Source organism: Nocardioides palaemonis, from assembly GCF_018275325.1.
Taxonomy (GTDB): Bacteria; Actinomycetota; Actinomycetes; order Propionibacteriales; family Nocardioidaceae; genus Nocardioides; species Nocardioides palaemonis.
Map to the genome: position 1 here is coordinate 597,802 of NZ_JAGVQR010000004.1, position 21,656 is coordinate 619,457.

The window sequence follows — 21,656 nt, forward strand, 5'->3', positions numbered from 1 at the left end:
CCACTGGCCTAGCCTCGGGCCATGCTCGACGACCTCGGCGCGGACGTCCCCCTGACCGGTCCGGCGACCCGCGTGGTGTCCCTGGTGCCGTCGCTGACCGAGGCGCTGGCCGCCACCGAGCCCGGTCGCCTCGTCGGCGCGACGGACTGGTGCACCCACCCGGCCGACCTGTCGGTCGCCCGCGTGCGGGGCACCAAGAACCCGGACCTGGCGGCGGTCCGGCGCCTGGACCCGGACCTCGTGGTCGCCAACCAGGAGGAGAACCGCGAGCTGGACGTGCGCCGGCTCCGCGAGGCGGGCGTGGCGGTGTGGGTGACCCGCATCGAGACGGTCGAGGAGTCGCTGGCGTCGATGTCGCGGCTGCTCGCCGAGGCGCTCCAGGTCGCCGAGCCCGGATGGCTGGCCGAGGCGCGCCGGCTGTGGTCGGCGCCGGTGGCGCCGCGGCTCCGGGTCGCGGTGCCGATCTGGCGCGACCCCTGGATGGTCGTCGGCGCGTCCACCTACACCGACGACCTGCTGGCGCGCGCCGGGCTGGTCAACGTCCTCGCCGGCCGCGAGGGGCGCTACCCGACGGTGACGCCGGGCGACGTCGACGCGGCGCGCCCCGACGTCGTGCTGCTGCCGGACGAGCCGTACGTCTTCACCGCGGACGACGGGCCCGAGGCGTTCACGACTCCCGCCCGGCTGGTGTCGGGGCGGCTTCTGACCTGGTACGGCCCGGCGATGGTCGAGGCGCACGCGGCGCTGGCTACCCTCCAGCCATGACGCGCGACCCGATCGGCGAGGCCCACCGCCAGTGGGTCGCCCACGGCTGGGCCGACGCCGCCGATGGGATGGCGATGGTGACCTCGGTGGTGCGCGCCCAGCAGCTGCTGCTGGAGCGCATCGACGCCGTGCTGCGCCCGCGCGGCCTGACCTTCGCCCGCTACGAGGTGCTGCGCCTGCTGTCCTTCTCCCGTGGCGCGGCGATGCCGATGTCGCGGCTCGGGTCGCTGCTGCAGGTCCACCCCACCAGCGTCACCAGCGCGGTCGACCGGCTGGTCGCGCAGGACTACGTGCGGCGCGAGCGCGGCGACGGCGACCGACGGGTCGTGCTGGCGGTGCTCACCGACGCCGGTCGCGAGGCGGTCGAGGAGGCCACGGCAGCGCTCAACGCGGCGGTCTTCGAGCAGCCGGGGCTCCCCGCCCCCGCGGTCCGCGACCTGACCGACCGCCTGACGGCGCTGCGCACGGGCCTGGGCGAGAGCGTCTGAAGGCCGCGGTTGACCGGTATCTGGGGACGTTCTGGTGGGTGAGAGAGCCGCATCACCCACCAGAACGTCCCCAGATACCCCAGACGGGAAGACCGAGGTGACTCGCGAGTAATTAGTAGGACGTCCTACTATCTGCTCATGGCCGACCTGCACACGCCCGCGCACCCGATCCGCCTCGTCACCGCCTCGAGCCTCTTCGACGGCCACGACGCGTCGATCAACATCATGCGGCGGATCTTCATGAGCCAGGGTTGCGAGGTGATCCACCTCGGGCACAACCGCTCGGTCCAGGAGGTCGTCGACGCGGCGCTCGAGGAGGACGTGCACGGCGTCGCGGTGTCGTCCTACCAGGGCGGCCACGTGGAGTACTTCGAGTACCTCGTGGAGTCGCTGCGCGCGGCCGGCGCGGGCCACGTCCGGGTCGTCGGCGGCGGTGGCGGGGTCATCGTGCCGTCGGAGATCCAGCGGCTGCGCGAGTCGGGCGTGACCATCTTCTCGCCCGAGGACGGCCAGAAGATGGGCCTGGTCGGGATGATCAACTCCGTCGTGCGCGACTGCGACGTCGACCTGTGGGCCGACCGCCAGGTCACGGTCGAGCAGGTGCTCTCGGGCGACCGATTCGCGGTCGCGCGGGCGATCACCGGCGCCGAGGACGGCCGCCTCGACGACGCGACGCTCGCCGAGGTGCGCGCCGCGGCGACCCGGCGGGTGGTCCCGGTGCTCGGCATCACCGGCACCGGCGGCTCCGGCAAGTCCTCGCTCACCGACGAGGTGGTGCGACGCTTCCGCACCGACCAGCAAGACAAGCTGAGGATCGCGGTCGTCGCGGTCGACCCGACCCGGCGCAAGGGCGGCGGTGCACTGCTCGGCGACCGGATCCGCGCCAACTCCCTCGACGGCGACCGGGTGTTCTTCCGCTCGCTGGCCACCCGTGGCGCGCACGAGGTGCCCGAGCACCTCGGCGACGTGATCGACGTGCTCAAGGCCGCTGGCAACGACCTGGTCATCGTCGAGACGCCCGGCATCGGCCAGGGCGACGCCGGCATCGTGCCGCTGGTCGACCACTCGCTCTACGTCATGACGCCCGAGTTCGGCGCCGCCTCCCAGCTCGAGAAGATCGACATGCTCGACTTCGCCGACACGGTGGCGATCAACAAGTTCGAGCGCCGCGGCGCCAAGGACGCGCTGCGCGACGTGGGCCGCCAGCTGGTCCGCAACCGCGAGGCGTTCGGCAAGCAGCCCGACGACATGCCGGTCTTCGGCACCAGCGCCGCGACCTTCAACGACGACGGCGTCACCGCGCTCTACCAGCACCTGCGCGACGCGCTCGCCGAGTCGGGCCTCGAGGTCACCGAGGGCGCGCTCCCGCACGTCGACGTGCGCCACTCCTCCGGGATCCGCCAGGTGGTGCCGCCCGAGCGGGTGCGCTACCTCAGCGAGATCACCGAGACCGTCCGCGGCTACCACGCCCGCACGGACGAGCTCGCCGTGGCGGCGACCCGGGTCCAGCGGATCGAGGCCGTCGCGGGCGAGCTCGACGACGCGGACGCCGGCGGCGTCCCCGCCCTGCTGGAGCGGGCGCGCAAGGACGTCCCGCACGAGGTCGTCGACCAGATCGCGGCGTGGCCGGCCGTCGTGGAGTCCTACTCCGGCGACGAGCAGGTGGTCCGGGTCCGCGACAAGGAGATCCACACCCGCCTGACCCGCGAGTCGCTCAGCGGCAACAAGATCCCGCGCGTCGCGCTGCCCCGCTTCACCGACCACGGCCAGCTCGTGCGCTTCTGGCGACGCGAGAACCTGCCCGGCTACTTCCCCTTCACCGCGGGCGTCTTCCCCTTCAAGCGCGACAACGAGGACCCCGCCCGCATGTTCGCCGGCGAGGGCGACCCGGCGCGTACCAACCGCCGCTTCAAGATCCTCTCCGAGGGCAACGACGCAACCCGCCTCTCGACCGCCTTCGACTCCGTCACCCTCTACGGCCGCGACCCCGACCCGCGCCCCGACGTCTACGGCAAGGTCGGCACCTCGGGCGTGAGCGTGGCGACGCTCGACGACATGAAGGTGCTCTACGGCGGCTTCGACCTGGTCGCGCCGACGACCTCGGTCAGCATGACGATCAACGGCCCGGCCCCCACCGTGCTGGCGTTCTTCCTCAACACCGCCATCGACCAGCAGGTCGACGCGTTCACCGAGCGCGAGGGCCGCGAGCCCGACGAGCAGGAGCGCGCCGACCTCGCGGCGTACGCCCTGGCCAACGTCCGCGGCACCGTGCAGGCCGACATCCTGAAGGAGGACCAGGGGCAGAACACCTGCCTGTTCTCCACCGAGTTCTCCCTGCGGATGATGGCCGACATCCAGGAGTGGTTCATCCAGCAGAAGGTGCGCAACTTCTACTCGGTGTCGATCTCCGGCTACCACATCGCCGAGGCCGGGGCGAACCCGATCAGCCAGCTCGCCTTCACCCTCGCCAACGGCTTCACCTACGTCGAGGCCTACCTCGCGCGCGGCATGGACATCGACGACTTCGCGCCCAACCTGTCGTTCTTCTTCTCCAACGGCATGGACCCCGAGTACAGCGTGCTCGGCCGGGTCGCCCGCCGGATCTGGGCGGTCGCGATGAAGGAGAAGTACGGCGCGGGCGAGCGCTCGCAGAAGCTGAAGTACCACGTCCAGACGAGCGGTCGCTCGCTGCACGCGCAGGAGATGGACTTCAACGACATCCGCACCACGCTGCAGGCGCTCATCGCGATCTACGACAACGCCAACAGCCTGCACACCAACGCCTACGACGAGGCCGTCACCACCCCCACCGAGGAGTCGGTGCGCCGCGCGCTGGCGATCCAGCTGATCATCAACCGCGAGTGGGGCCTGGCGATGAACGAGAACCCGCTCCAGGGCTCGTACGTCATCGACGAGCTCACCGACCTCGTCGAGGCCGCGGTCCTGGCCGAGTTCGACCGGATCAACGAGCGCGGCGGCGTCCTCGGCGCCATGGAGACCGGCTACCAGCGCGGCCGGATCCAGGACGAGTCGATGCTCTACGAGCACCGCAAGCACGACGGCTCGCTGCCGATCATCGGCGTCAACACCTTCGTCCGGCCCGACTCCGACGCCTCACCGGTCGAGGTCGAGCTCGCCCGCGCCACCGAGGCCGAGAAGGAGTCCCAGCTCGCCCGGGTGCGCGCCTTCCAGGCCGAGCACGGCGCGGAGGCGCAGGAGGCCCTCGCCCGGCTCAAGGACGCCGCGGTGTCGGGGGAGAACGTCTTCGCGGTCCTGATGGACGCCGCCCGCGTGTGCTCGCTCCAGCAGGTGACCGAGGCGTTCTTCGAGGTCGGGGGCCAGTACCGCCGCAACGTCTGAGCCGGCGGACGCCTGAGCGGTGCGAGGACGCCGACGCGAAGAGGTTGAGGGAGTCCCGCGTCGCGGCGGTGAGCCACCCACCTTCCGGTCGCGTGAGATGTGGCTCAGCCACCGCGCCCGAGGCCCCCAAGTCGGTAGACGGTCGAACTCATCGCGGCAGAACCGGATACAGCCACGGCGTGATCGCTCTCAGTCCGGCGGGGGGTGCAGCCCAGCCTGGGCACAACGGTCGCGGAGAAACGACACCCACCAGTTGCGATCATCGAGCGCGTCCCATAGTGGCCACGCTGGCGAGGCTTCGATCGCGTGAAGCACCGACCACGCCAATCCGAACGCTGTGCTGTCGTCAGAGGGAAGCATGTCGACTAATGCCACTGCTTCATCCGCCGATGCTCCATCCGGAAGCGTGCGTATGGCGGTCTCGTAACGCTGCGCGCTCTGCTCGTCGAGGGCGTCCCCCGGAGGCAGCGGGCCAAGCCGGAGGAGTTCCTGGAACGCGAGCCGCATGCGGCTCAAGGTAGCGGCTCACTGTCTGGTCGGACACGTACTGTCATCGGCATGAGCGGGCGTTCGGATCGCACCAGGTCCGTACGTGAAGGTCGCGTGCTGCCCGTTCGGGCACACGTGTCTGACTTGTCGCCCTTCGCCCAGCAGTTCGAGGGCAAGATCTCGGACACGTGTAGGAGGCTGCCGCTCCGGCGCCGCATGTGCGGCGGTTCTCGCTCTCGACGTTGCCGATGCAGGGCCACCTCCGCCGCACGTGCGCCGAAGGGGGCTGCATCCGCCCAGGGACAGCACAGCGGTCGCCCACTCGGCCAACGACCCAGGTGCGCGTGAGCGTGCGGCCGCAGGACCCGCGGCCCTCGACGTCAGGCCACGGGGACGTCGGCGGTCTCCGCGATCGCGGCGGGGAGGTCGAAGCGGAAGACCGAGCCGGGGCCGGGGTCGGCGGCGAGGCACTCGATGGTGCCGCCGTGGCGCTGCACCACGGTCTGGCAGATGCTCAGGCCCATGCCGGTGCCGCGGAAGTGGGCGCGCACGGCACCGCTGCGGTGGAAGCGCTGGAAGATCAGCGTGCGCTCCGACTCCTCCACGCCGACGCCGTTGTCCTCGACCTCCACCACCACCCGTGCGCCCTGCCGGCGGGCGGAGACCACGACGCGCGCCGGGACGCCGTCGCGGGTGTACTTGGCACCGTTGCCGATCAGGTTGGCGAACAGCTGTCGCACCGCCACCGGGTCGGCGTGGACCGCGGGCAGGTCGGTGGCGATGACGAGCTCGTCGTCGGGGCCGAGGAGGTCGCCGGCCTGGGCGAGCACCCCGTCCGCGCCGGACAGCGGCACGTCGACCGGCGCCAGGTCGCCGGCCTCGGCCAGGGCGTGGGCGAGGAGGTCGTCGATCATGTCGGCCATCTGGAGCGAGGCCCGCTCCGCGCGCTGCAGCCCCTCGTGGGCCTCGTCGTCGGGGTCCAGGGTCTCGGCCGCGAGCGAGATCCACGACCGGATCGCGGTGAGCGGACCCCGGAGGTCGTGGGCGGCGGTCGACGCGAAGCCGGCGAGCGGACGCAGGCCCTTGCGGTGCTCGGTGACCTCGCGCAGCACCAGCAGCGTGCCGGCGCGGCCGTCGCCGTGCTGCTCGGACAGCGGGGCGCGCGACACTGCCAGCACCAGCTCGTCACCGTCGGCGAGCCGGATCGGCACGTCGCCCACCCCCAGTTCGGGGCGCGGCACCGCGGCGGTGTCGACGACCGGGTGGAGCACCTGCACGACGAGGTCGTGCAGGGCGGTGTCGTCGTCCGCACCGGGGGCGACCCGGTGGGCGAGCCGGCGGCTGGCGCCGTTGCTGCGCACCACCCGACCGACCTCGTCGAGGACGACCAGCCCCTCGCCCATGCTCTCGGTCATCTCGGCCAGCAGCTCGGCCTGCTCGGCGGCCTGCTCCCGCGAGCGGGTGAGGCTGGCGACCAGCTCGTCGATCCGGTCGCCGAGCGCACCGACGCCGAGGCCGGTGAGCAGCACGGCGACCAGGAAGACCTGGATCAGCAGGGCCTGCTCGACCGGGTCGGCGAGCTCGGCGAACGGGCCGAACCCGGCGAGGGTGAGCACGAAGCCCACGGAGCCGACCGCCGCGGCGTGCAGCGCGGCGAGGAACGTGGGGTAGCGGGCGGCCGACCAGACGCTCAGCGCGACCACGAGGAACACCAGCGGCAGGGGCTGGAGGAAGACGAGGCTCGACGCGGCCAGCGAGATGGCCCAGAGCAGCGCCAGCTCGAGCCGGCTTCCGCCCTGCGCGCGCGGCGGGACCGACTGCGTACGCCACTCCCACGCGAGGTGCCCCAGGCCGCCGAAGACGATCACGCCGGTGAAGTGCCGGGCGAACCACGCCACCGGCGTCCAGGCATCGACCGGGGAGCCCGAGGCCGCGACCCCCGCGGTGCCGATCGCGGCGCCGACCAGGCACCCGATCGCCGCGGCCGCAGACACCTGCGCCAGGAGCCGCGGCGAGCGGAAGCTCTGCGTGCCCCCGGCGCCGAGGAGCGACGGGCACCACCGACGCACCAGCCACACCACCACCGCGGTCTGCACGACGAGCGACACCGCGCCGAGCACGACGAGCTGCCAGTCAGCACCGGTCATCGCCGACACCGTCGCGTGGATCACGAGGACCAGCAGCAGCACCCGCCACCACAGACGGGGCGTCTCGACGAGCAGCCAGATCACCGCGGCCCCGGCGCCGGGCCAGACCAGGCTGACCGTCTGTCCGTGCACGACGGTCAGCCGCCCGACCACGGCCAGGACGGCGTAGGCGACGGAGGCGGCGACCACCCACCGGATGGGCAGCGCCGTGCGACCCGTGCCCGTGGGGGCGGGGTCCTCCAGCTCCAGGACCTCGGACACGGCGACCACCCTAGTGGGTCGACGTGCCGTGGCTCACAGGTTGACGGTGATGTCCGCGTCCTTGCGCAGCTGCTGCACCAGCTCCCCTGCGACCGTGCCGACCTGCTGCGTGCGGGCCTGCTCCTCGAGCTGGTCGTGGACCTGCGCGAACGGCGGGATCGACTGGCCCTCCTGGCCCGACTGGGCCTGCTGCTTCTTGACCCGGGCGTAGAGCGCGCGCAGCTCCTTCTCGGTCGGGTCGATGGAGCCGTCCTCGTCCGCCGCGAGCTGCTCGACCATCACCTGCGTCTCGATCTGCGACCTGGCCTGCTCCTCGGTGACGCCCTGCTCCTCGACCGCGGCGAGCAGCTCGTCGGCCGAGCCCATCTGGTTCTGCTTCGCGAGCGCGGTGAGCTCGTCGTCGACCTGCTGGTCGCTGACCTCGATCCCCCGCGACTCGGCCTCCTGGGTGAGCAGCTCGGTGTCGACGAGGTCGTCGGCGGTCTGCTTGCGCAGCGCCTCCTCGTCGGGCGCCTGGCCACCCATCTGCGCCTGGGTCGACGCCTGCTGGAACGCGGCGGTGTAGATCGGGACGAACTCGTCCTTGGTGATCTCCTCGCCGTTGACCTCGGCCACGACGTCGGGGATGCCGTCGAGGTCCGGCTCGGGAGCGGCGGAGGCGTCGCCCGACGCGTCGGCGGACGGGCTCGACGAGGCCTTGTCGGAGGCGTCGGACCCGCCGTCACCGCCGCCGCAGGCGGACAGGGTGAGGATCGCGACCACCGCGAGGGAGCCGAGGACGGAGCGGGTGCGGCCGGAGCCGCGGGAGGGGGTGCGCATCGTGTGAGTCATCGCCGTCGACGGTACGCACCCAACCTGAGTGCCTGCTGAGCGGGCCCGGGGAGCCTCAGAGGTGGTCGGGCACGGTCAGCGCGTCGGGGTCCTGGCGGACCGGCAGCTGCGCGAGCGCCGTGCGTACGAGGGTCACCCGCGCGGCCACGGCGACCTTCTGTCGCATCCGGCCGACACCGGTCTCGCCCAGCGTCGCCTCGACCGCCTCGGCCACCTGCTGGTCGGTGAAGGTGGGCCTGGTCCCGGCCTCGACCTCGACGTCGGGCAGCGCGAGCAGCACCGGGAGCACCTGGCCGCCGACCGCCTCGAGCAGGTGGTAGCGGTCGATCTTGGACATCGCCTCCCACGCCGCCTCGCCCTTGGCGCGGCGCAGCGTCCGGCCGCCGGCGACGGTCTTCGCGGCGGCGGTGACGGCGACGGTCAGCTCGTGCTCGGTGAAGCGCATGCACCCAGCATGCCCGACGCGCCTGCGACGAGATCTGGCTCACACCCGCGTGACGATCGGGCCGCTGCGCACGACCAACACGTGAAGCACGATCACGAACCCCGAGAGAGAGGAACCCGTCATGGGTATCGCTGACAAGGCCAAGAACGTCGCCCAGGACCTCGCCGGGAAGGCGAAGGAGGTCGCCGGCGAGGTGACCAACGACGACAAGCTCAAGGCCGAGGGCAAGAAGGACCAGGCCGCGTCGGACGTGAAGCAGGCCGGCGAGAACGTCAAGGACGCCTTCAAGAAGTGACCCTCGGGCACTGATCCCCGTCCGGGGGCCGGCAGCGGGCCGGCCCCCGGACGGTTCCCGTCCACCCACACGTGAGGAGCACCGATGGCACACCCCAAGCGCAACCTGTTCGCCCTGCTGGGCTGGCTGTTCTGGAAGGTCCTGACCCTCGTCGGGCTCCCCGTGGCCAAGCGCAAGCTGGCCGAGCGAGGATCGTCCTCGTCCCGGGACGCGGGCACCACCGCCTGAGTCCCTCCCCGAGCACGACCGGAGGACCCGCGTGCGCCTGCCCGACCTGACCCCCGACCAGCTCGACGAGGCACAGCGGGCGCTGCGCGAGCGGATCGTCGGAGGCCCTCGGGGCTCCGGACCGCAGCACTTCGCGCTCACCACGCCGGAGGGTGCGCTCACCGGACCGTTCGGCGTGATGCTCCACGAGCCGGCGCTCGGGGCGCCGCTGCAGGAGCTCGGCACCGCGATCCGCTACGCCACGGGCCTCGAGGCCCGCACCCGCGAGATCGCGATCCTGGCGGTCGCCGCCGCCACGGGCAGCGCTTTCGAGAAGTACGCCCACGAGCGGGTCGGGCGCGCCGCCGGGCTCACCGACGACGAGATCGCCGCCCTCGCGGGCGGCGCCTTCACCTCCGACGACGCGCGCGAGCAGGCGGCGTACGACCTGTGCCGACGCCTGCTGGCCGGCGACGCCCGGCTCGAGGACGAGGACTACGCGGCCCTCGCCGCCGACCTCGGCCCGACCACCGTGACGGAGCTGGTCGTGCTGGTCGGCTACTACCGCACGCTCGCCCAGCTCCTCGACGTCTTCGACGTCGGGGTGCCGGATCAGTAGTGGGCGGACATCACGTGCTTGATGCGCGTGTAGTCGTCGAAGCCGTAGCCGGAGAGGTCCTTGCCGTAGCCCGAGGACCCGAAGCCGCCGTGCGGCATCTCGGAGACGAACGGGATGTGGGTGTTGACCCAGACGCACCCGAAGTCGAGCTCGCGGGTGAGCCGGTCGGCCGTGCCGTGGTCGCGGGTCCACACGCTGCCGGCGAGGCCGTACTCCACGCCGTTGGCCAGGGCGACCGCCTCGGCCTCGGTGTCGAACGGCTGGACCGTGAGCACCGGCCCGAAGACCTCCTGCTGCACGATCCGGTCGTCCTGGCGCACGCCGGTGACGACGGTGGGCGCGAAGAAGAATCCGGTGTCGCCGTGGCGGGTGCCGCCGGTACGGACCTCGGAATGCGCGGGCAGGTCGGCGAGGAAGGCCTCGACCTTGGCGAGGTGGGTCGCGTTGTTGAGCGGCCCGTAGTCGGCGTCGGTGTCGGACGGGGGCCCGGGGCGGGTGCCCTCGGCCTCCTTCACCAGCAGCTCGACCAGCTCGTCGTGCACGCTGCGGTGGACGATGACGCGGGTCGCGGCGGTGCAGTCCTGGCCGGCGTTGAAGTACGCCGCGGCCGCGATCATCTCCGCCGCCCGCGGCAGGTCGGCGTCGGGCAGGACCACGACCGGCGCCTTGCCGCCGAGCTCGAGGTGGGCGCGCTTGAGGTGGCGGGCGGCCGAGGTCGCGACCTCGATGCCGGCCCGCACGGAGCCGGTGATCGCGACCAGGCCGGGGGTCGGGTGCTCGACGAGGTGGCGACCGGTCGTGGCGTCGCCGTTGACCACGTTGAGCACGCCCGGGGGCAGGACCTCGCCCGCGATCTCGGCGAGCAGCACGGTCGAGCGCGGGGTCGTGTCGCTGGGCTTGAGGACGAGCGTGTTGCCGGCGGCGAGCGCGGGAGCGACCTTCCAGATCGCCATCGCGAACGGGTAGTTCCACGGCGTCACCTGCCCGACGACGCCGATCGGCTCGCGTCGGATCGAGGAGGTGTGGCCCTCGAGGTACTCCCCGGCCGACTTTCCCTCCAGGAGCCGTGCCGCACCGGCGAAGAAGCGCAGCTGGTCGACGCCCTGGTCGACCTCCTCGCTGGCGATGTAGCGGATCGGCTGCCCGGTGTCGCGCGCCTGCACGGCGCTGATCTCGTCGCGCCGCTCGGCGACGGCGGCGGCCAGGTCGAGGAGGTGGCCCTGGCGACGCCCCGGGGTGAGCCGCTTCCAGGACTCCGACGCGGCGGCCGCGGCGGCGTACGCCCGGTCGACCTCGGCCGCCGTGGACACCGGCGAGCGTCCGTCGGTCGCGCCGGTCGTGGGGTCCACGAGGTCGATGAACTCCGTGGCCTCGGACTGGACGAGCGCGCCGTCGACGAAGTTGCGGATCGTCTCGGTCATGGGGCTTCCTCCGGCTCTCGGGATCAGGCGACGTAGATCTTGCGCAGGGTCTCGCGGACGACCCACGTGGTGTGCTCGCCGGCGCGCAGCCGGACGACGGTGCCGGGGCCGAGGTCGACGCGCTCGCCGTCCTCGAAGCTCACCGTCGCCGAGCCGGACAGGACGACGAACACCTCGTCGACCTCGACGTCGGTGGCGGTGCCGGGGCTCATCTCCCACACGCCGACCTCGACGCCGGAGACCGCGGCCAGCGCGCGGGACCCGGCCGCGGGCGCCCCGTCGACGACGGACCCCGGGTCCAGGGGCGCGGTCGGGACGGCGGCGGCGACGTCGAGCACACGGTTCATGGGGGTCATCGTGGCAGCCCGCCGGGCCAGACGGACCGACGATCTGTCGGGACTTCGGCGTGGCGTTGGACGATTCGGCGGGTCGAGCGTCGACCGGTCAGGCTCTCGCTGAACATGTCAGGCCGTGCACGGGCCGACATGTTCAGCGATCCCCGGCTGGCCGGGGATCCCTGAAGAGCTCGTCGGCCAGCAGCGCGACGTGCAGCGAGACGCGTACGTCCGGGTCGTCGAGGTCGGCGCCGAGCAGCGCCTCGATGCGCGTGAGGCGGTCGTAGAAGGCGGCCCGCGACAGGTGGAGGCTCGCGGCGGCCTCGGTCTTGCTCGCCGGGTGGAGCAGCAGCGCGCGCAGGGCGGCGACCAGGTCGGTGCGCCCGCCGTCGGCGTCGTGCCGGCGCAGCGGTGCCAGCTCGCGCTCGACGAAGAGCCGCAGCCGGTCGTCCTCGCCGAGGAGCGCCAGCAGCCCGCGCAGGTGCAGGTCGTCGAGGCGGTGCACGTCGGGGTCGGACTCGCGGCGGACCTGCGGCGCGGCGTCGGCCACCTGTCCGGCCTCGGTGACGGCCCGGGCGACGGCCGAGGGCTCGGTGACCGCCCGGCCCGCGGCGAGCACGACCTCGTGGTGGGCCAGCACGCGGGCGGCCACCCGGTCGAGCAGGTCGTCGGCGTCCGCCGACACGGGCGCGGAGACGAGCACCCGGAGGTCGCGCTCCACCTCGCACACCAGGGCGGGCAGGCGCAGGGCGTGCGCGGCCCGCACCACCGTCGCGGCGACCTCGTCGAGGTCGGCCGGGGTGGACGCGCCGATCCGCGGGCGCACCACCAGCGCCGCGAACGCACGGCGACGCAGCGGGAAGCCGGCGAGCTCGCAGCGGCGCTGGACCTCCTCGGAGCCGGGTTGCTCGACCAGACCGGTCAGCAGCTCGAGGTGGGTCCGGCGCATGAGCGTGCCGCGGTCGCGGTCGTGCAGGCGGTGCAGCGCGAGCGCCGCCGCCGCCCGCTCGGCCACCGCCACCAGCCGCTGCGACGGGGCCGCGGCCGAGCCGATCACCAGCCGGCCCCACCCCTGCTCGGCCGTGCCGAGCCGGGTCACCAGCCAGCCGTTCCCGGCGTCCCACCCGGTGCGGCCGGCGACCTCGACCCGCCGCGACCGCGCCGGCCAGCCGTCGAGGAAGCCGCCCTCGTCGTCCGGGCCCGGGAAGTAGTCGAGCGGCCGGTGGTGCGCGTTCTCCACCACGACCGGGCCGCCGGCGAGGCGCTGGACGGCCTGCAGGATCTCGACCGGACCGGCCTGGCTGAAGCTCAGCTCGGTGAACGTCTCGTGCACCCGCTGCGCCTCGCGCAGCTCGGCGACCTGGTGGTCGACGACCCGCTCGCCGATCTCCTGCGCCAGCGCGGCGAAGCGGGTCTCCTGGCCCAGCACGACCAGCGGCAGGCCGTGCTGCTCGCAGGCCTCGAGCAGCGCGGGCGGGAGCTCGTCGGACCAGCGTCGTCCGAGCTCGACGACCACGCCGGCGCTGCCGACCTCGACCAGCTCGTCGACGAACGCGGCGAGCCCCGCCGTGTCGTCGTCGGCGGGCAGCCCGGTGCCCATGGTGAGCAGCAGGTCGCCGGCGCGGAGCAGCTCGCGCACGTCGGGGCGCTCGGTGGCGTGCACCCAGCGGATCGGTCGGTCCGTCGCGCCCGCGCCCGCGAGCACCCGCGGCGCGGCGCGGCGGAAGGTGGGCAGCGCGAGCGCCTCGGTCAGCGTCACGCCCGGCGTCGTCTCGGCCACGGCCGGAGCCTACGCCCGGACGGGGCGACGAAGTGTCCGGGACAAGAGCGCAAACCCTACGATCCGACACCCGCCGGCCTGCCCCTCGACGAGCAGGATGGACCGCATGACACCCGCGGAGATCGTGCACTGGGCCGATGGCGCCCCCCTCACCGGCCAGCCCACCGGCTGGGCCGACGTGACCAACCCGGCCACGGGCGAGGTGACGGGCCGGGTCGCCCTGGCCAGCGAGGCCGACGCGGAGCAGGTGATCGCCGCCGCGTCGCGTGCCGCGAAGGCGTGGGGCACCACGTCGCTCGCCCGGCGCACGCAGGTGATGTTCGCCTTCCGCGAGCTGCTCAACGCCCGCAAGTACGAGCTCGCTGCGATCATCACCGCCGAGCACGGCAAGGTGCACTCCGACGCGATGGGTGAGATCGCCCGCGGCCTCGAGGTCGTCGAGTTCGCGTGCGGGATGTCGCACCTGCTCAAGGGCGGCCACAGCGAGGAGGCGTCGACAGGCGTCGACGTGCACTCCAAGCGGGTCCCGCTGGGCGTCGTGGGCATCATCAGCCCGTTCAACTTCCCGGCCATGGTGCCGATGTGGTTCTTCCCGGTCGCGATCGCCGCCGGCAACACCGTCGTGCTCAAGCCCAGCGAGAAGGACCCGAGCGCCGCCGGCTGGCTCGCGGCGCTCTGGAAGGAGGCCGGCCTGCCCGACGGCGTCTTCAACGTGCTCCACGGCGACAAGACCGCCGTCGACGCGCTGCTCACCAGCCCGGACGTGCAGGCGATCAGCTTCGTCGGCTCCACCCCGATCGCCGAGTACGTCTACGAGACCGCCAGCCGGCACGGCAAGCGCGTCCAGGCGCTCGGCGGCGCGAAGAACCACATGGTCGTGCTGCCCGACGCCGACCTCGACCTCGCCGCCGACTCGGCCGTCAACGCCGGCTACGGCAGCGCCGGCGAGCGCTGCATGGCGATCAGCGTGCTGGTCGCCGTCGACCCGATCGGCGACGAGCTGGTCGCCCGGATCGCCGACCGCACCCGCACCCTCCTGATCGGCGACGGCGGCCGCGAGGCCACCGGGCGCGAGAAGGAGGCCGACATGGGCCCGCTCGTCACCAAGGCGCACCGCGACCGGGTCAGCTCGTTCATCGACTCCGGCGAGGCCGCCGGCGCGAAGGTGGTCGTCGACGGCCGCGACGTGCAGGCCCGCGGCGGGCAGGACGGCTTCTGGCTCGGCCCCACGCTCTTCGACGACGTCACGCCCGACATGGACATCTACACCGAGGAGATCTTCGGCCCGGTCCTGTCCGTGGTCCGGGTCGGCTCCTACGACGAGGCCGTCGCGCTGGTCAACGCCAACCCGTACGGCAACGGCACCGCGGTCTTCACCAACGACGGCGGCGCCGCGCGGCGCTTCGAGGCGGACGTCGAGGTCGGCATGATCGGCGTCAACGTCCCGGTGCCGGTGCCGGTGGCCTACTACTCCTTCGGCGGCTGGAAGCGCTCGCTCTTCGGCGACACCCACGCCCACGGCACCGAGGGCGTCCACTTCTTCACCCGCGGCAAGGTCGTCACCACCCGGTGGATCGACCCGGCCAACCGGCCCGCGGGCGGTCTCGAGCTGGGGTTCCCGCGCAATGACTGACGTGATGAGCAAGAGCGACCTGTCCAGCACGTACGACGCCGACCGGGCCTACGAGCTCGACCGGGCGCACGTCTTCCACTCCTGGTCCGCGCAGGCCGAGATCTCCCCCATGGTGATCACCCGGGCCGAGGGCTCGTACGTCTGGGACGGCGCCGGCACGCGCTACCTCGACTTCACCTCCCAGCTGGTCTTCACCAACCTCGGGCACCAGCACCCCCGCATCGTGGCGGCGATCCAGGAGCAGGCCGGCCACCTCGCGACGGTCGCGCCGGCGTTCGCCAACGGCACCCGCTCGGAGGCCGCGCGGCTGATCGCGAGCCACACGCCCGGCGACCTCGACCACGTCTTCTTCACCAACGGCGGCGCCGACGCCAACGAGCACGCCGTCCGGATGGCGCGGCTGCACACCGGCCGCCACAAGGTGCTCACGACCTACCGCAGCTACCACGGCGGCACCCACCTCGCGGTCAACATGACCGGCGACCCGCGCCGCTGGGCCAGCGACCACGGCTCGACCGGCACCGTCCACTTCTTCGGGCCGTTCCTCTACCGCAGCGCCTTCCACGCGACCACCCAGGCCGAGGAGTGCCAGCGCGCGCTCGAGCACCTCGAGCAGGTCGTCGCCCTCGAGGGCCCGTCGACCGTCGCGGCGATCGTGCTCGAGGCGATCCCGGGCACGGCCGGGATCATGGTCCCGCCACCGGGCTACCTCGCCGGCGTGCGCGAGATCTGCGACCGGCACGGCATCGTGCTCGTCGCCGACGAGGTGATGTCGGGCTTCGGCCGCTCCGGGCGCTGGTTCGCCGTCGAGCACGGAGGCGTCACCCCTGACCTGCTCACCTTCGCCAAGGGCGTCAACAGCGGATACGTCCCGCTGGGGGGTGTCGCGATCAGCGACGCGATCCACGCGACGTTCGCGCACCGCTCCTACCCCGGCGGCCTGACCTACTCCGGCCATCCGCTCGCGTGCGCCGCCGCCGTCGCCACGATCCGCGCGATGGAGGACGACGACGTCGTGGGTGCCGCCGAGCGGCTCGGCGCGGACGTGATCGGACCGGGGCTCCGGGCGCTCGCCGCCAAGCACGACTGGATCGGCGAGGTGCGCGGCACCGGGGCGTTCTGGGCCCTCGAGCTGGTCCGCGACCGCGACACCCGGGAGCCGCTCGCGCCCTACGGCGGCTCCAGCCCCGAGGTGGCGGCCGTGGTGAAGGGCTGCCAGGAGCGCGGCATGCTGCCGTTCGTGAACTTCAACCGGATCCACGTGGTGCCGCCCCTCACCACCACCGCCGAGGAGGCACGCGAAGGACTGGCGATCCTCGACGACGCGCTCACCGCCGCGGCACGCTGATCCCGTGGCCCACCGCACCGCCTACGAGCGGCACGCCCCCGACCCCCGACTCGTGGAGCGCGCCCTCGCGGGCAGCCGGCACGCGGTGTTCTGGCTCGAGGACGCCGGCGCCCGGCCGGCGTACGACGCGCTGACGGCGAGCACCCGCGCGGACCTCACGATCGTGGGCGGGGGCTACCTCGGCCTCTGGACTGCTGTCCACGCCAAGCGGCGCGACCCCGGCCGGCGCGTGGTGCTGCTCGAGGCGCAGGCGGTCGGCTGGGCCGCCTCGGGCCGCAACGGCGGCTTCTGCGAGGCCTCGCTGACCCACGGCGAGGAGAACGGGCGCTCGCGCTGGCCCGAGGAGCACGAGACGCTCACCCGTCTCGGTGCGCAGAACCTGGACGCCTTCGAGGCCGACGTGCGCGACCTCGGTCTGGCGTGCGAGTGGGAGCGCACCGGCACCCTGGCGGTCGCCGTGGAGGAGCACCAGGTCGCCTGGCTGCGCGACGAGCCCGGCCACCGAGACCGCGCGGCCGTGCGGGCCGAGGTCGACAGCCCGCTCTTCCTGGCCGGCGCCCTCGACACCGACGGGAACGCCCTCGTCCACCCCGCCCGGCTCGCCCTCGAGCTGGCGCGGGTCGCGACGGAGCTCGGCGTCGAGGTCCACGAGCACTCCGCCGTCACCGGGCTGCGGAAGGTGGCGGACGGGATCGAGGTCGCCACCGACCGCGCCACGGTCACCTCCGGCGGCGTGGTCCTCGCGACCAACGTCTTCCCGTCGCTGCTGCGACGCAACCGGCTGATGACCGTCCCGGTCTACGACTACGTGCTGATGACCGAGCCGCTCACCGCCGAGCAGCGCGCCGCGATCGGGTGGGAGCGCCGCTGCGGTCTCGGCGACCTCGCCAACCAGTTCCACTACGCGCGACTCACGGCCGACGACCGGATCCTCTGGGGCGGCTACGACGCGATCTACCCCACGGGCGGTGGCGTCCACGTGCGGCACGAGGACCGCCCCGCGAGCCACGCCCGGCTGGCCTCGCACTTCCTGGCGACCTTCCCGCAGCTCGAGGACGTGCGGTTCAGCCACCGCTGGGCCGGCGCCATCGACACCTGCACGCAGTTCACCGCGTTCTACGGCACCAGCCACGGGGGCCGGGTCGCCCACGCGGCGGGCTTCACCGGGCTCGGCGTCGGGGCGACCCGGTTCGCCGCCGAGGTGGTGCTCGACCTGCTCACGGGGCAGGAGACCGAACGCACCGCGCTCCGGATGGTGCGCGAGCGCCCGGTCCCCTTCCCCCCCGAGCCTCTGGCGAGCGTCGGCATCAACCTCACCCGCTGGTCGCTGGACCGGGCCGACCACCGCGAGGGACGGCGCAACGCCTTCCTGCGGGTGCTGGACCGGGCCGGTCTGGGCTTCGACTCCTGAGTCAGGCCGCCGGCGCGAGGGCCCCGATGCCACGGCGCAGCTCGGCCAGGATGCGGGTGAGCACCCGCGACACCTGCGCCTGGGTGAGGCCGACCTCGGCGGCGATCTCCTGCTGGGTGAGCTCCTCGACGAACCGCAGCCGGACGATACGGCGGTCGCGGGCGCGCAACCGGGCGACGAGCGGCGCCAGCATCATCCGCGCCTCCGCCCGTCCGATCGCCGGGTCCGCCTGGCCGATCAGCTCACCCAGCGTGGTCGGGCCGTCCCCGGCAGAGCTGTCGAGGGAGGTCGGGGTGAAGCAGCCGTCCGCCGTCATGGCCTCCACGACGTCGTCGCGGGACTCCTCGAGGTGCGCCGCGACCTCGGTGGGACGCGGGGGTCGCTGGAGGGTCGCCTCCAGCTCGCCCTGGGCGCGCGAGATGCGCGCCTGGAGGTCCTGGATCCGGCGTGGCGGTCGCACCGTCCAGCCGCAGTCGCGGAAGTGCTTGCGCAGCTCGCCGCGGACGGTGGGGACGGCGTAGGACATGAAGTCGTTGCCGGCGTCGGGGTCGAAGCGCCGGGCTGCCTTGGTCAGCCCGAGCAGGGCGACCTGCTCGAGGTCGTCGAGGTCGATGCCGCGGTTGCGGTAGCGCGACGCCATGGACCGCGCGACGTCGAGGTGGGAGCGGATCAGCTCGTCCGCCGCGGTGGTGTCGGACGGAGGCTGGGGGACGAGGGTGACAGGAACCACGGGTGGGCTCCTTCCTGCGGGAGGCGAGCTCGCCGTGGTCTCCAGCAAGTCGTGGCTCCACCCTCGCAGCGCGCTCCGTCCGACGACAGCCGGATTGCGAAGCGTGGTGCTGGCCGGGTCAGCCCCGCGCGCGGCGCAGGGTGTCGCGCGGGTTCTCGCCGAACTCCCGGCGGTAGTCCGCGGCGAAGCGTCCCGGGTTGAAGAACCCGAGCCGGACGGCCGCGTCGGCCACCGAGGTGACCGACCCGTCGCGCAGCGAGCGGCGGACCAGGTCGAGCCGCACCCGCCGCAGGTAGGCCAGCGGCGTGCAGCCCAGGTGCTGCTTGAAGGCGTACTGGAGGGCCCGCGGCGACACTCCGGCGGCCTGCGCGATGACGGCGACCGACAGGTCGTCGCCCGCACGACCCTCGATGAAGCTCTGCGCGCGGCGCACCGCCGACTGGCTGGCGTCGCGCCGGTCGCGCCCGAGGTCGAGGCGGCGCGCCTCGCCCACCACGTTGTTGGGGAAGGTGTGCAGCAGGGCGTGCGCGAGCAGACGCGTGGCGGAGCCCCGGGCGACCTCGTTCTCGTGGGTCCCGATCGACTCGCGGTATTCCTGCAGCGTCACCCGCCACCGGGCGCCGGCGGCGGGGCTGACCGGGACGAACCGGTGGAACGTGAGGTCGTCGGCGGAGCGGTCGGGGTCGATGTCGCGGATCGCGGCGTCGAGGACCGGGAGGGACAGGCGGGTGTTGTTGACCTCGTAGCCGTTGCCGCGCCCGGCGAACGGCATGCCCCATCCGGAGGCGAGCACGCTGTCGCCCTCGACCGCGGCGTCGGTGTGGCCCGCGCGGGAGTACTCGATCTGGCCGCGGAGGACGTCGACCACCACCAGGCCAGGGATCGGGTCGGCGTCGAAGGTGATCGGGGCGTCGATGGTGAGGTGGTCGACGGCGACACCGTCGGACTCGGTCCGGCGGTGTCGCACGGCGCCCATCCGCGACGAGAGACCCAGCGAGGAGCCGTAGGCGACGTCGAGCCAGTTGCGGGCTTCCTCGCCAGTGCCCTCGAAGTCGAAGTCGGCGGGATGCATCCGCCGGGCATCCAGATGTGCCACGGGGTCCCCCCTTCCAGGAGGCGTGGGACGACCCGTGTGCTCGAGCCACCTCGAGCCTACTCCCCCGCAGCGCGGCCCACCCCTAAGGAGGTTGGGTGCACCGGGGGCAGAGGTCCGTTGTCGGTGGCTGCTTGTAGTGTCACCGGGTACGTCGAAAGTCTCCGCCCTGTGTCCGCGGACCTGCGTCATTGGAAGGTGACGGATGTCTGGAACGGACCTACCCACGGGCGACCACGCCCAGCCCGAGGAGCTGCGCGACGAGGTCGCCCAGCTCCACGAGGCGATGAAGTCGCAGCGCGACATCGGCATGGCGATCGGCCTGGTCTCCGCCCGCTACCGCTGCAGCACCGACCAGGCCTGGCGGACCATGCTGCGGGTCTCGCAGGACAGCAACACCAAGGTGCGCAGCGTGGCGCGGGTGCTGGTCGCCGTCCACGACGGCACGGCCGACGAGCTCGACCAGCGGGTGCTCGACTCGTTCCTCGCCCACCTGCCCGCGTCGGGGTGGCCGTCGGGGCCATCGGCAGGGGAGGATCTGGCGCCATGAGCATCGACGACCTCGCCCTCGCCCAGAGCCTGCGCCGTCTGCACCTCTCGCGCGAGGACGACGGCACCGTGGTGGCCGCGCTCGAGCAGGTCGTCCACGCGTGCGTGGACCTCTTCGGCCTCGGCGGGGCCGGCCTGCTGGTCGCCGACGAGCAGGACATGCTGCGCTACGTCGCCGCCTCCGACGGCCCCGGACGGGTGCTGGAGGAGACGGAGGCCAGCGCTGGGCAGGGCCCGTGCACCGAGGCCTACGTGACGGCCCAGGTCGTCACGAGCCGGGACGTGACGGACGAGGCCGACCGCTGGCCGATCCTCGCCAAGGCGATGGCCGACCTGCCGGTGCGCGGCGTGCTCGGCGTGCCGGTGCGGCTCGGCGGGGTCCCGATCGGCACCCTCGACGTCTACTGCGAGGAGCCCCACGACTGGGACGACAGCGAGGTGGCCGCGCTGTCGCGCTACGCGGAGGTCATCGCGACCACGCTCACGGCGGCCCTCCAGGCCCACACGGCCGGCGAGCTCGCCCGCCAGCTGCAGTACGCACTCGACTACCGCGTGGTCATCGAGCGTGCGGTGGGCTACCTGATGGCCCGCGGCTCGTGCGACGCCGTGGCGGCGTTCAACGCGCTGCGCACCGCCGCCCGCAGCCGCCGGGCGAAGATCGGCCTGGTGGCCGAGCACGTCCTGACGACGGGCGCTCTTCCCGACTGACGACGCTCAGTCGTCGGAGCGTGCCTGCTCGAGCGGGAACTCGCGGGTCTCGACCACCTGCACCGCGACCTCGCGCAGCTTGACGTTGCTGGTCGACGACAGCCGGCGCAGCAGCTCGAAGCTCTGCTGCTGGTCGATGCCGAAGCGCTCCATCGCGATGCCCTGCGCCATCCCGATCACGTGGCGGGAGTCGACGGCGGCGCGCAGGCTGGACGCGCGCCGCGCGGCGGCGAGCGCCGTGGCCGCGTGGACGGCGTAGAGCCGCGCCCGGTCGACGACCTCGCGGTCGCCGAACGCGCCGCGCTCCGTGGCGTAGAGGGTGATCGCGCCGACCGGGTCGTCGCGCTCGTCCACGCTCACCGCGAGCACTGAACCCACACCACGCTCGGCGGCCGTAGCGCCCCACGACGACCAGCGGACGTCGTCGGCCACGTCGCCGCTGCGCAGCCAGGTGGGGTCGTCGAGGACGACGACGGCGGGCCCCTGTCCCAGCTCCGCCTGCAGGACGTCCAGCTCCTCGGCGAGCGGGTCGGTCCCGGCGCGGCTCGTGAGCGAGCCTCGGGAGGACCGGAGGACGAGGCCGACGTGCCCGGCCTCGGGCACCAGCTCGCGCATCCGGTCGACGACGGCGCGGGCCGCGGCGGCCTCGTCGGCCTCCTGCTGCTGCAGGTCGGCGGCCAGCGCGGCGAACACGGCGAGGGATTCGTGGAGCGACAATGGAGATCCTTGCGGCCAAGCACC

General features: G+C 73.2%; 21 protein-coding genes. 11 read left to right on the forward strand and 10 right to left on the reverse strand.

Features of this window, described 5'->3' with window-relative positions:
• The first annotated feature begins 21 nt into the window (after positions 1-21).
• The 3 genes from KDN32_RS18545 (at position 22) to icmF (ending at position 4,613) form a co-directional block, all read left to right on the forward strand.
• A complete protein-coding gene (locus tag KDN32_RS18545; RefSeq protein ID WP_211733716.1) occupies positions 22-765 on the forward strand; it encodes a helical backbone metal receptor in 744 nt (247 codons plus the stop codon).
• Positions 762-1,253 carry a MarR family winged helix-turn-helix transcriptional regulator gene (locus KDN32_RS18550; protein ID WP_211733717.1) on the forward strand — a complete coding sequence of 164 codons (492 nt, stop codon included), beginning with the start codon at positions 762-764 and terminating at the stop codon, positions 1,251-1,253. The genes KDN32_RS18545 and KDN32_RS18550 overlap by 4 nt, the downstream gene beginning before the upstream one ends.
• 138 nt (positions 1,254-1,391) lie before the next feature.
• The gene (icmF, locus tag KDN32_RS18555) at positions 1,392-4,613 is read left to right on the forward strand and encodes a fused isobutyryl-CoA mutase/GTPase IcmF (protein WP_211733718.1); all 3,222 of its coding nucleotides are present in this window, start codon (positions 1,392-1,394) and stop codon (positions 4,611-4,613) included.
• Between the two features lie 189 nt (positions 4,614-4,802).
• Here the strand turns inward: icmF and KDN32_RS18560 are convergent, their stop codons facing one another.
• The 4 genes from KDN32_RS18560 to KDN32_RS18575 form a co-directional block, all read right to left on the reverse strand.
• Positions 4,803-5,120, reverse strand: coding sequence for a hypothetical protein (locus KDN32_RS18560; RefSeq protein WP_211733719.1), 318 nt, complete (start codon positions 5,118-5,120; stop codon positions 4,803-4,805).
• A 362-nt stretch (positions 5,121-5,482) separates the two neighbouring features.
• Positions 5,483-7,510: a sensor histidine kinase gene (locus KDN32_RS18565; RefSeq protein WP_211733720.1), complete on the reverse strand. Its 2,028-nt coding sequence runs from the start codon at positions 7,508-7,510 to the stop codon at positions 5,483-5,485.
• A 33-nt stretch (positions 7,511-7,543) separates the two neighbouring features.
• A complete protein-coding gene (locus KDN32_RS18570; protein WP_211733721.1) occupies positions 7,544-8,329 on the reverse strand; it encodes a SurA N-terminal domain-containing protein in 786 nt (261 codons plus the stop codon).
• Between the two features lie 67 nt (positions 8,330-8,396).
• Complete coding sequence (locus KDN32_RS18575; RefSeq protein ID WP_211733722.1) at positions 8,397-8,786, reverse strand: hypothetical protein; 390 nt, start codon at positions 8,784-8,786, stop codon at positions 8,397-8,399.
• Between the two features lie 121 nt (positions 8,787-8,907).
• Between KDN32_RS18575 and KDN32_RS18580 the strand changes: the two genes are divergently transcribed.
• The 3 genes from KDN32_RS18580 to KDN32_RS18590 all read left to right on the forward strand — a co-directional run bounded on the left by KDN32_RS18580 (position 8,908) and on the right by KDN32_RS18590 (position 9,907).
• Positions 8,908-9,081, forward strand: coding sequence for a CsbD family protein (locus KDN32_RS18580; RefSeq protein WP_211733723.1), 174 nt, complete (start codon positions 8,908-8,910; stop codon positions 9,079-9,081).
• Positions 9,082-9,165: 84 nt separating this feature from the next.
• The gene (locus tag KDN32_RS18585; RefSeq protein WP_211733724.1) at positions 9,166-9,309 is read left to right on the forward strand and encodes a hypothetical protein; all 144 of its coding nucleotides are present in this window, start codon (positions 9,166-9,168) and stop codon (positions 9,307-9,309) included.
• Positions 9,310-9,340: 31 nt separating this feature from the next.
• Entirely contained in the window at positions 9,341-9,907 is a 567-nt protein-coding gene (locus KDN32_RS18590; protein WP_211733725.1) for a carboxymuconolactone decarboxylase family protein, read from the forward strand.
• Here the strand turns inward: KDN32_RS18590 and KDN32_RS18595 are convergent.
• The 3 genes from KDN32_RS18595 to KDN32_RS18605 all read right to left on the reverse strand — a co-directional run bounded on the left by KDN32_RS18595 (position 9,901) and on the right by KDN32_RS18605 (position 13,443).
• On the reverse strand, positions 9,901-11,328 hold the full coding sequence (locus KDN32_RS18595) for a gamma-aminobutyraldehyde dehydrogenase (protein ID WP_211733726.1): 1,428 nt from the start codon (positions 11,326-11,328) through the stop codon (positions 9,901-9,903). The two genes, KDN32_RS18590 and KDN32_RS18595, sit on opposite strands and share 7 nt — an antisense overlap.
• Before the next feature lie 23 nt (positions 11,329-11,351).
• Positions 11,352-11,675, reverse strand: coding sequence for a cupin domain-containing protein (locus tag KDN32_RS18600; RefSeq protein ID WP_249217260.1), 324 nt, complete (start codon positions 11,673-11,675; stop codon positions 11,352-11,354).
• 142 nt (positions 11,676-11,817) lie between these two features.
• Positions 11,818-13,443 carry a PucR family transcriptional regulator gene (locus KDN32_RS18605; RefSeq protein WP_307854215.1) on the reverse strand — a complete coding sequence of 542 codons (1,626 nt, stop codon included), beginning with the start codon at positions 13,441-13,443 and terminating at the stop codon, positions 11,818-11,820.
• Positions 13,444-13,549: 106 nt separating this feature from the next.
• Here KDN32_RS18605 and KDN32_RS18610 point away from each other — a divergent pair, with 106 nt between their 5' ends.
• The 3 genes from KDN32_RS18610 to KDN32_RS18620 are packed head-to-tail and all read left to right on the forward strand — an operon-like array spanning position 13,550 to position 17,835.
• Complete coding sequence (locus tag KDN32_RS18610; protein ID WP_211733728.1) at positions 13,550-15,076, forward strand: CoA-acylating methylmalonate-semialdehyde dehydrogenase; 1,527 nt, start codon at positions 13,550-13,552, stop codon at positions 15,074-15,076.
• A 4-nt stretch (positions 15,077-15,080) separates the two neighbouring features.
• On the forward strand, positions 15,081-16,424 hold the full coding sequence (locus KDN32_RS18615; protein ID WP_249217261.1) for an aspartate aminotransferase family protein: 1,344 nt from the start codon (positions 15,081-15,083) through the stop codon (positions 16,422-16,424).
• A 4-nt stretch (positions 16,425-16,428) separates the two neighbouring features.
• Positions 16,429-17,835 (forward strand): NAD(P)/FAD-dependent oxidoreductase, encoded by a 1,407-nt coding sequence (locus KDN32_RS18620; protein ID WP_211733730.1) that lies wholly within the window; start codon positions 16,429-16,431, stop codon positions 17,833-17,835.
• 1 nt (position 17,836) lies between these two features.
• On the opposite strand, the gene KDN32_RS18625 is transcribed toward KDN32_RS18620, so the two are convergent.
• Entirely contained in the window at positions 17,837-18,565 is a 729-nt protein-coding gene (locus KDN32_RS18625) for a sigma-70 family RNA polymerase sigma factor (RefSeq protein WP_211733731.1), read from the reverse strand.
• Between the two features lie 118 nt (positions 18,566-18,683).
• Complete coding sequence (locus KDN32_RS18630) at positions 18,684-19,661, reverse strand: AraC family transcriptional regulator (protein ID WP_211733732.1); 978 nt, start codon at positions 19,659-19,661, stop codon at positions 18,684-18,686.
• 202 nt (positions 19,662-19,863) lie between these two features.
• Between KDN32_RS18630 and KDN32_RS18635 the strand changes: the two genes are divergently transcribed.
• Both KDN32_RS18635 and KDN32_RS18640 read left to right on the forward strand, forming a co-directional pair.
• A complete protein-coding gene (locus KDN32_RS18635) occupies positions 19,864-20,208 on the forward strand; it encodes an ANTAR domain-containing protein (RefSeq protein WP_211733733.1) in 345 nt (114 codons plus the stop codon).
• Positions 20,205-20,915: a GAF and ANTAR domain-containing protein gene (locus KDN32_RS18640; protein ID WP_211733734.1), complete on the forward strand. Its 711-nt coding sequence runs from the start codon at positions 20,205-20,207 to the stop codon at positions 20,913-20,915. Before KDN32_RS18635 ends, KDN32_RS18640 begins: the two co-directional genes overlap by 4 nt.
• A gap of 6 nt (positions 20,916-20,921) precedes the next feature.
• Here KDN32_RS18640 and KDN32_RS18645 read toward each other — a convergent pair whose 3' ends face one another.
• The gene (locus tag KDN32_RS18645; protein ID WP_211733735.1) at positions 20,922-21,632 is read right to left on the reverse strand and encodes a GAF and ANTAR domain-containing protein; all 711 of its coding nucleotides are present in this window, start codon (positions 21,630-21,632) and stop codon (positions 20,922-20,924) included.
• Positions 21,633-21,656: the final 24 nt, after the last annotated feature.

Excerpts from the sequence above, each read along its gene's own strand:
- KDN32_RS18545 (WP_211733716.1), top strand. The coding sequence starts at position 22 with ATGCTCGACGACCTCGGCGCGGACGTCCCCCTGACCGGTCCGGCGACC.
- KDN32_RS18550 (WP_211733717.1), top strand. The coding sequence starts at position 762 with ATGACGCGCGACCCGATCGGCGAGGCCCACCGCCAGTGGGTCGCCCAC.
- icmF (WP_211733718.1), top strand. The coding sequence starts at position 1,392 with ATGGCCGACCTGCACACGCCCGCGCACCCGATCCGCCTCGTCACCGCC.
- KDN32_RS18560 (WP_211733719.1), bottom strand. The coding sequence starts at position 5,120 with ATGCGGCTCGCGTTCCAGGAACTCCTCCGGCTTGGCCCGCTGCCTCCG.
- KDN32_RS18570 (WP_211733721.1), bottom strand. The coding sequence starts at position 8,329 with ATGCGCACCCCCTCCCGCGGCTCCGGCCGCACCCGCTCCGTCCTCGGC.
- KDN32_RS18575 (WP_211733722.1), bottom strand. The coding sequence starts at position 8,786 with ATGCGCTTCACCGAGCACGAGCTGACCGTCGCCGTCACCGCCGCCGCG.
- KDN32_RS18580 (WP_211733723.1), top strand. The coding sequence starts at position 8,908 with ATGGGTATCGCTGACAAGGCCAAGAACGTCGCCCAGGACCTCGCCGGG.
- KDN32_RS18585 (WP_211733724.1), top strand. The coding sequence starts at position 9,166 with ATGGCACACCCCAAGCGCAACCTGTTCGCCCTGCTGGGCTGGCTGTTC.
- KDN32_RS18595 (WP_211733726.1), bottom strand. The coding sequence starts at position 11,328 with ATGACCGAGACGATCCGCAACTTCGTCGACGGCGCGCTCGTCCAGTCC.
- KDN32_RS18600 (WP_249217260.1), bottom strand. The coding sequence starts at position 11,675 with ATGAACCGTGTGCTCGACGTCGCCGCCGCCGTCCCGACCGCGCCCCTG.
- KDN32_RS18610 (WP_211733728.1), top strand. The coding sequence starts at position 13,550 with ATGACACCCGCGGAGATCGTGCACTGGGCCGATGGCGCCCCCCTCACC.
- KDN32_RS18615 (WP_249217261.1), top strand. The coding sequence starts at position 15,081 with ATGAGCAAGAGCGACCTGTCCAGCACGTACGACGCCGACCGGGCCTAC.
- KDN32_RS18635 (WP_211733733.1), top strand. The coding sequence starts at position 19,864 with ATGTCTGGAACGGACCTACCCACGGGCGACCACGCCCAGCCCGAGGAG.
- KDN32_RS18640 (WP_211733734.1), top strand. The coding sequence starts at position 20,205 with ATGAGCATCGACGACCTCGCCCTCGCCCAGAGCCTGCGCCGTCTGCAC.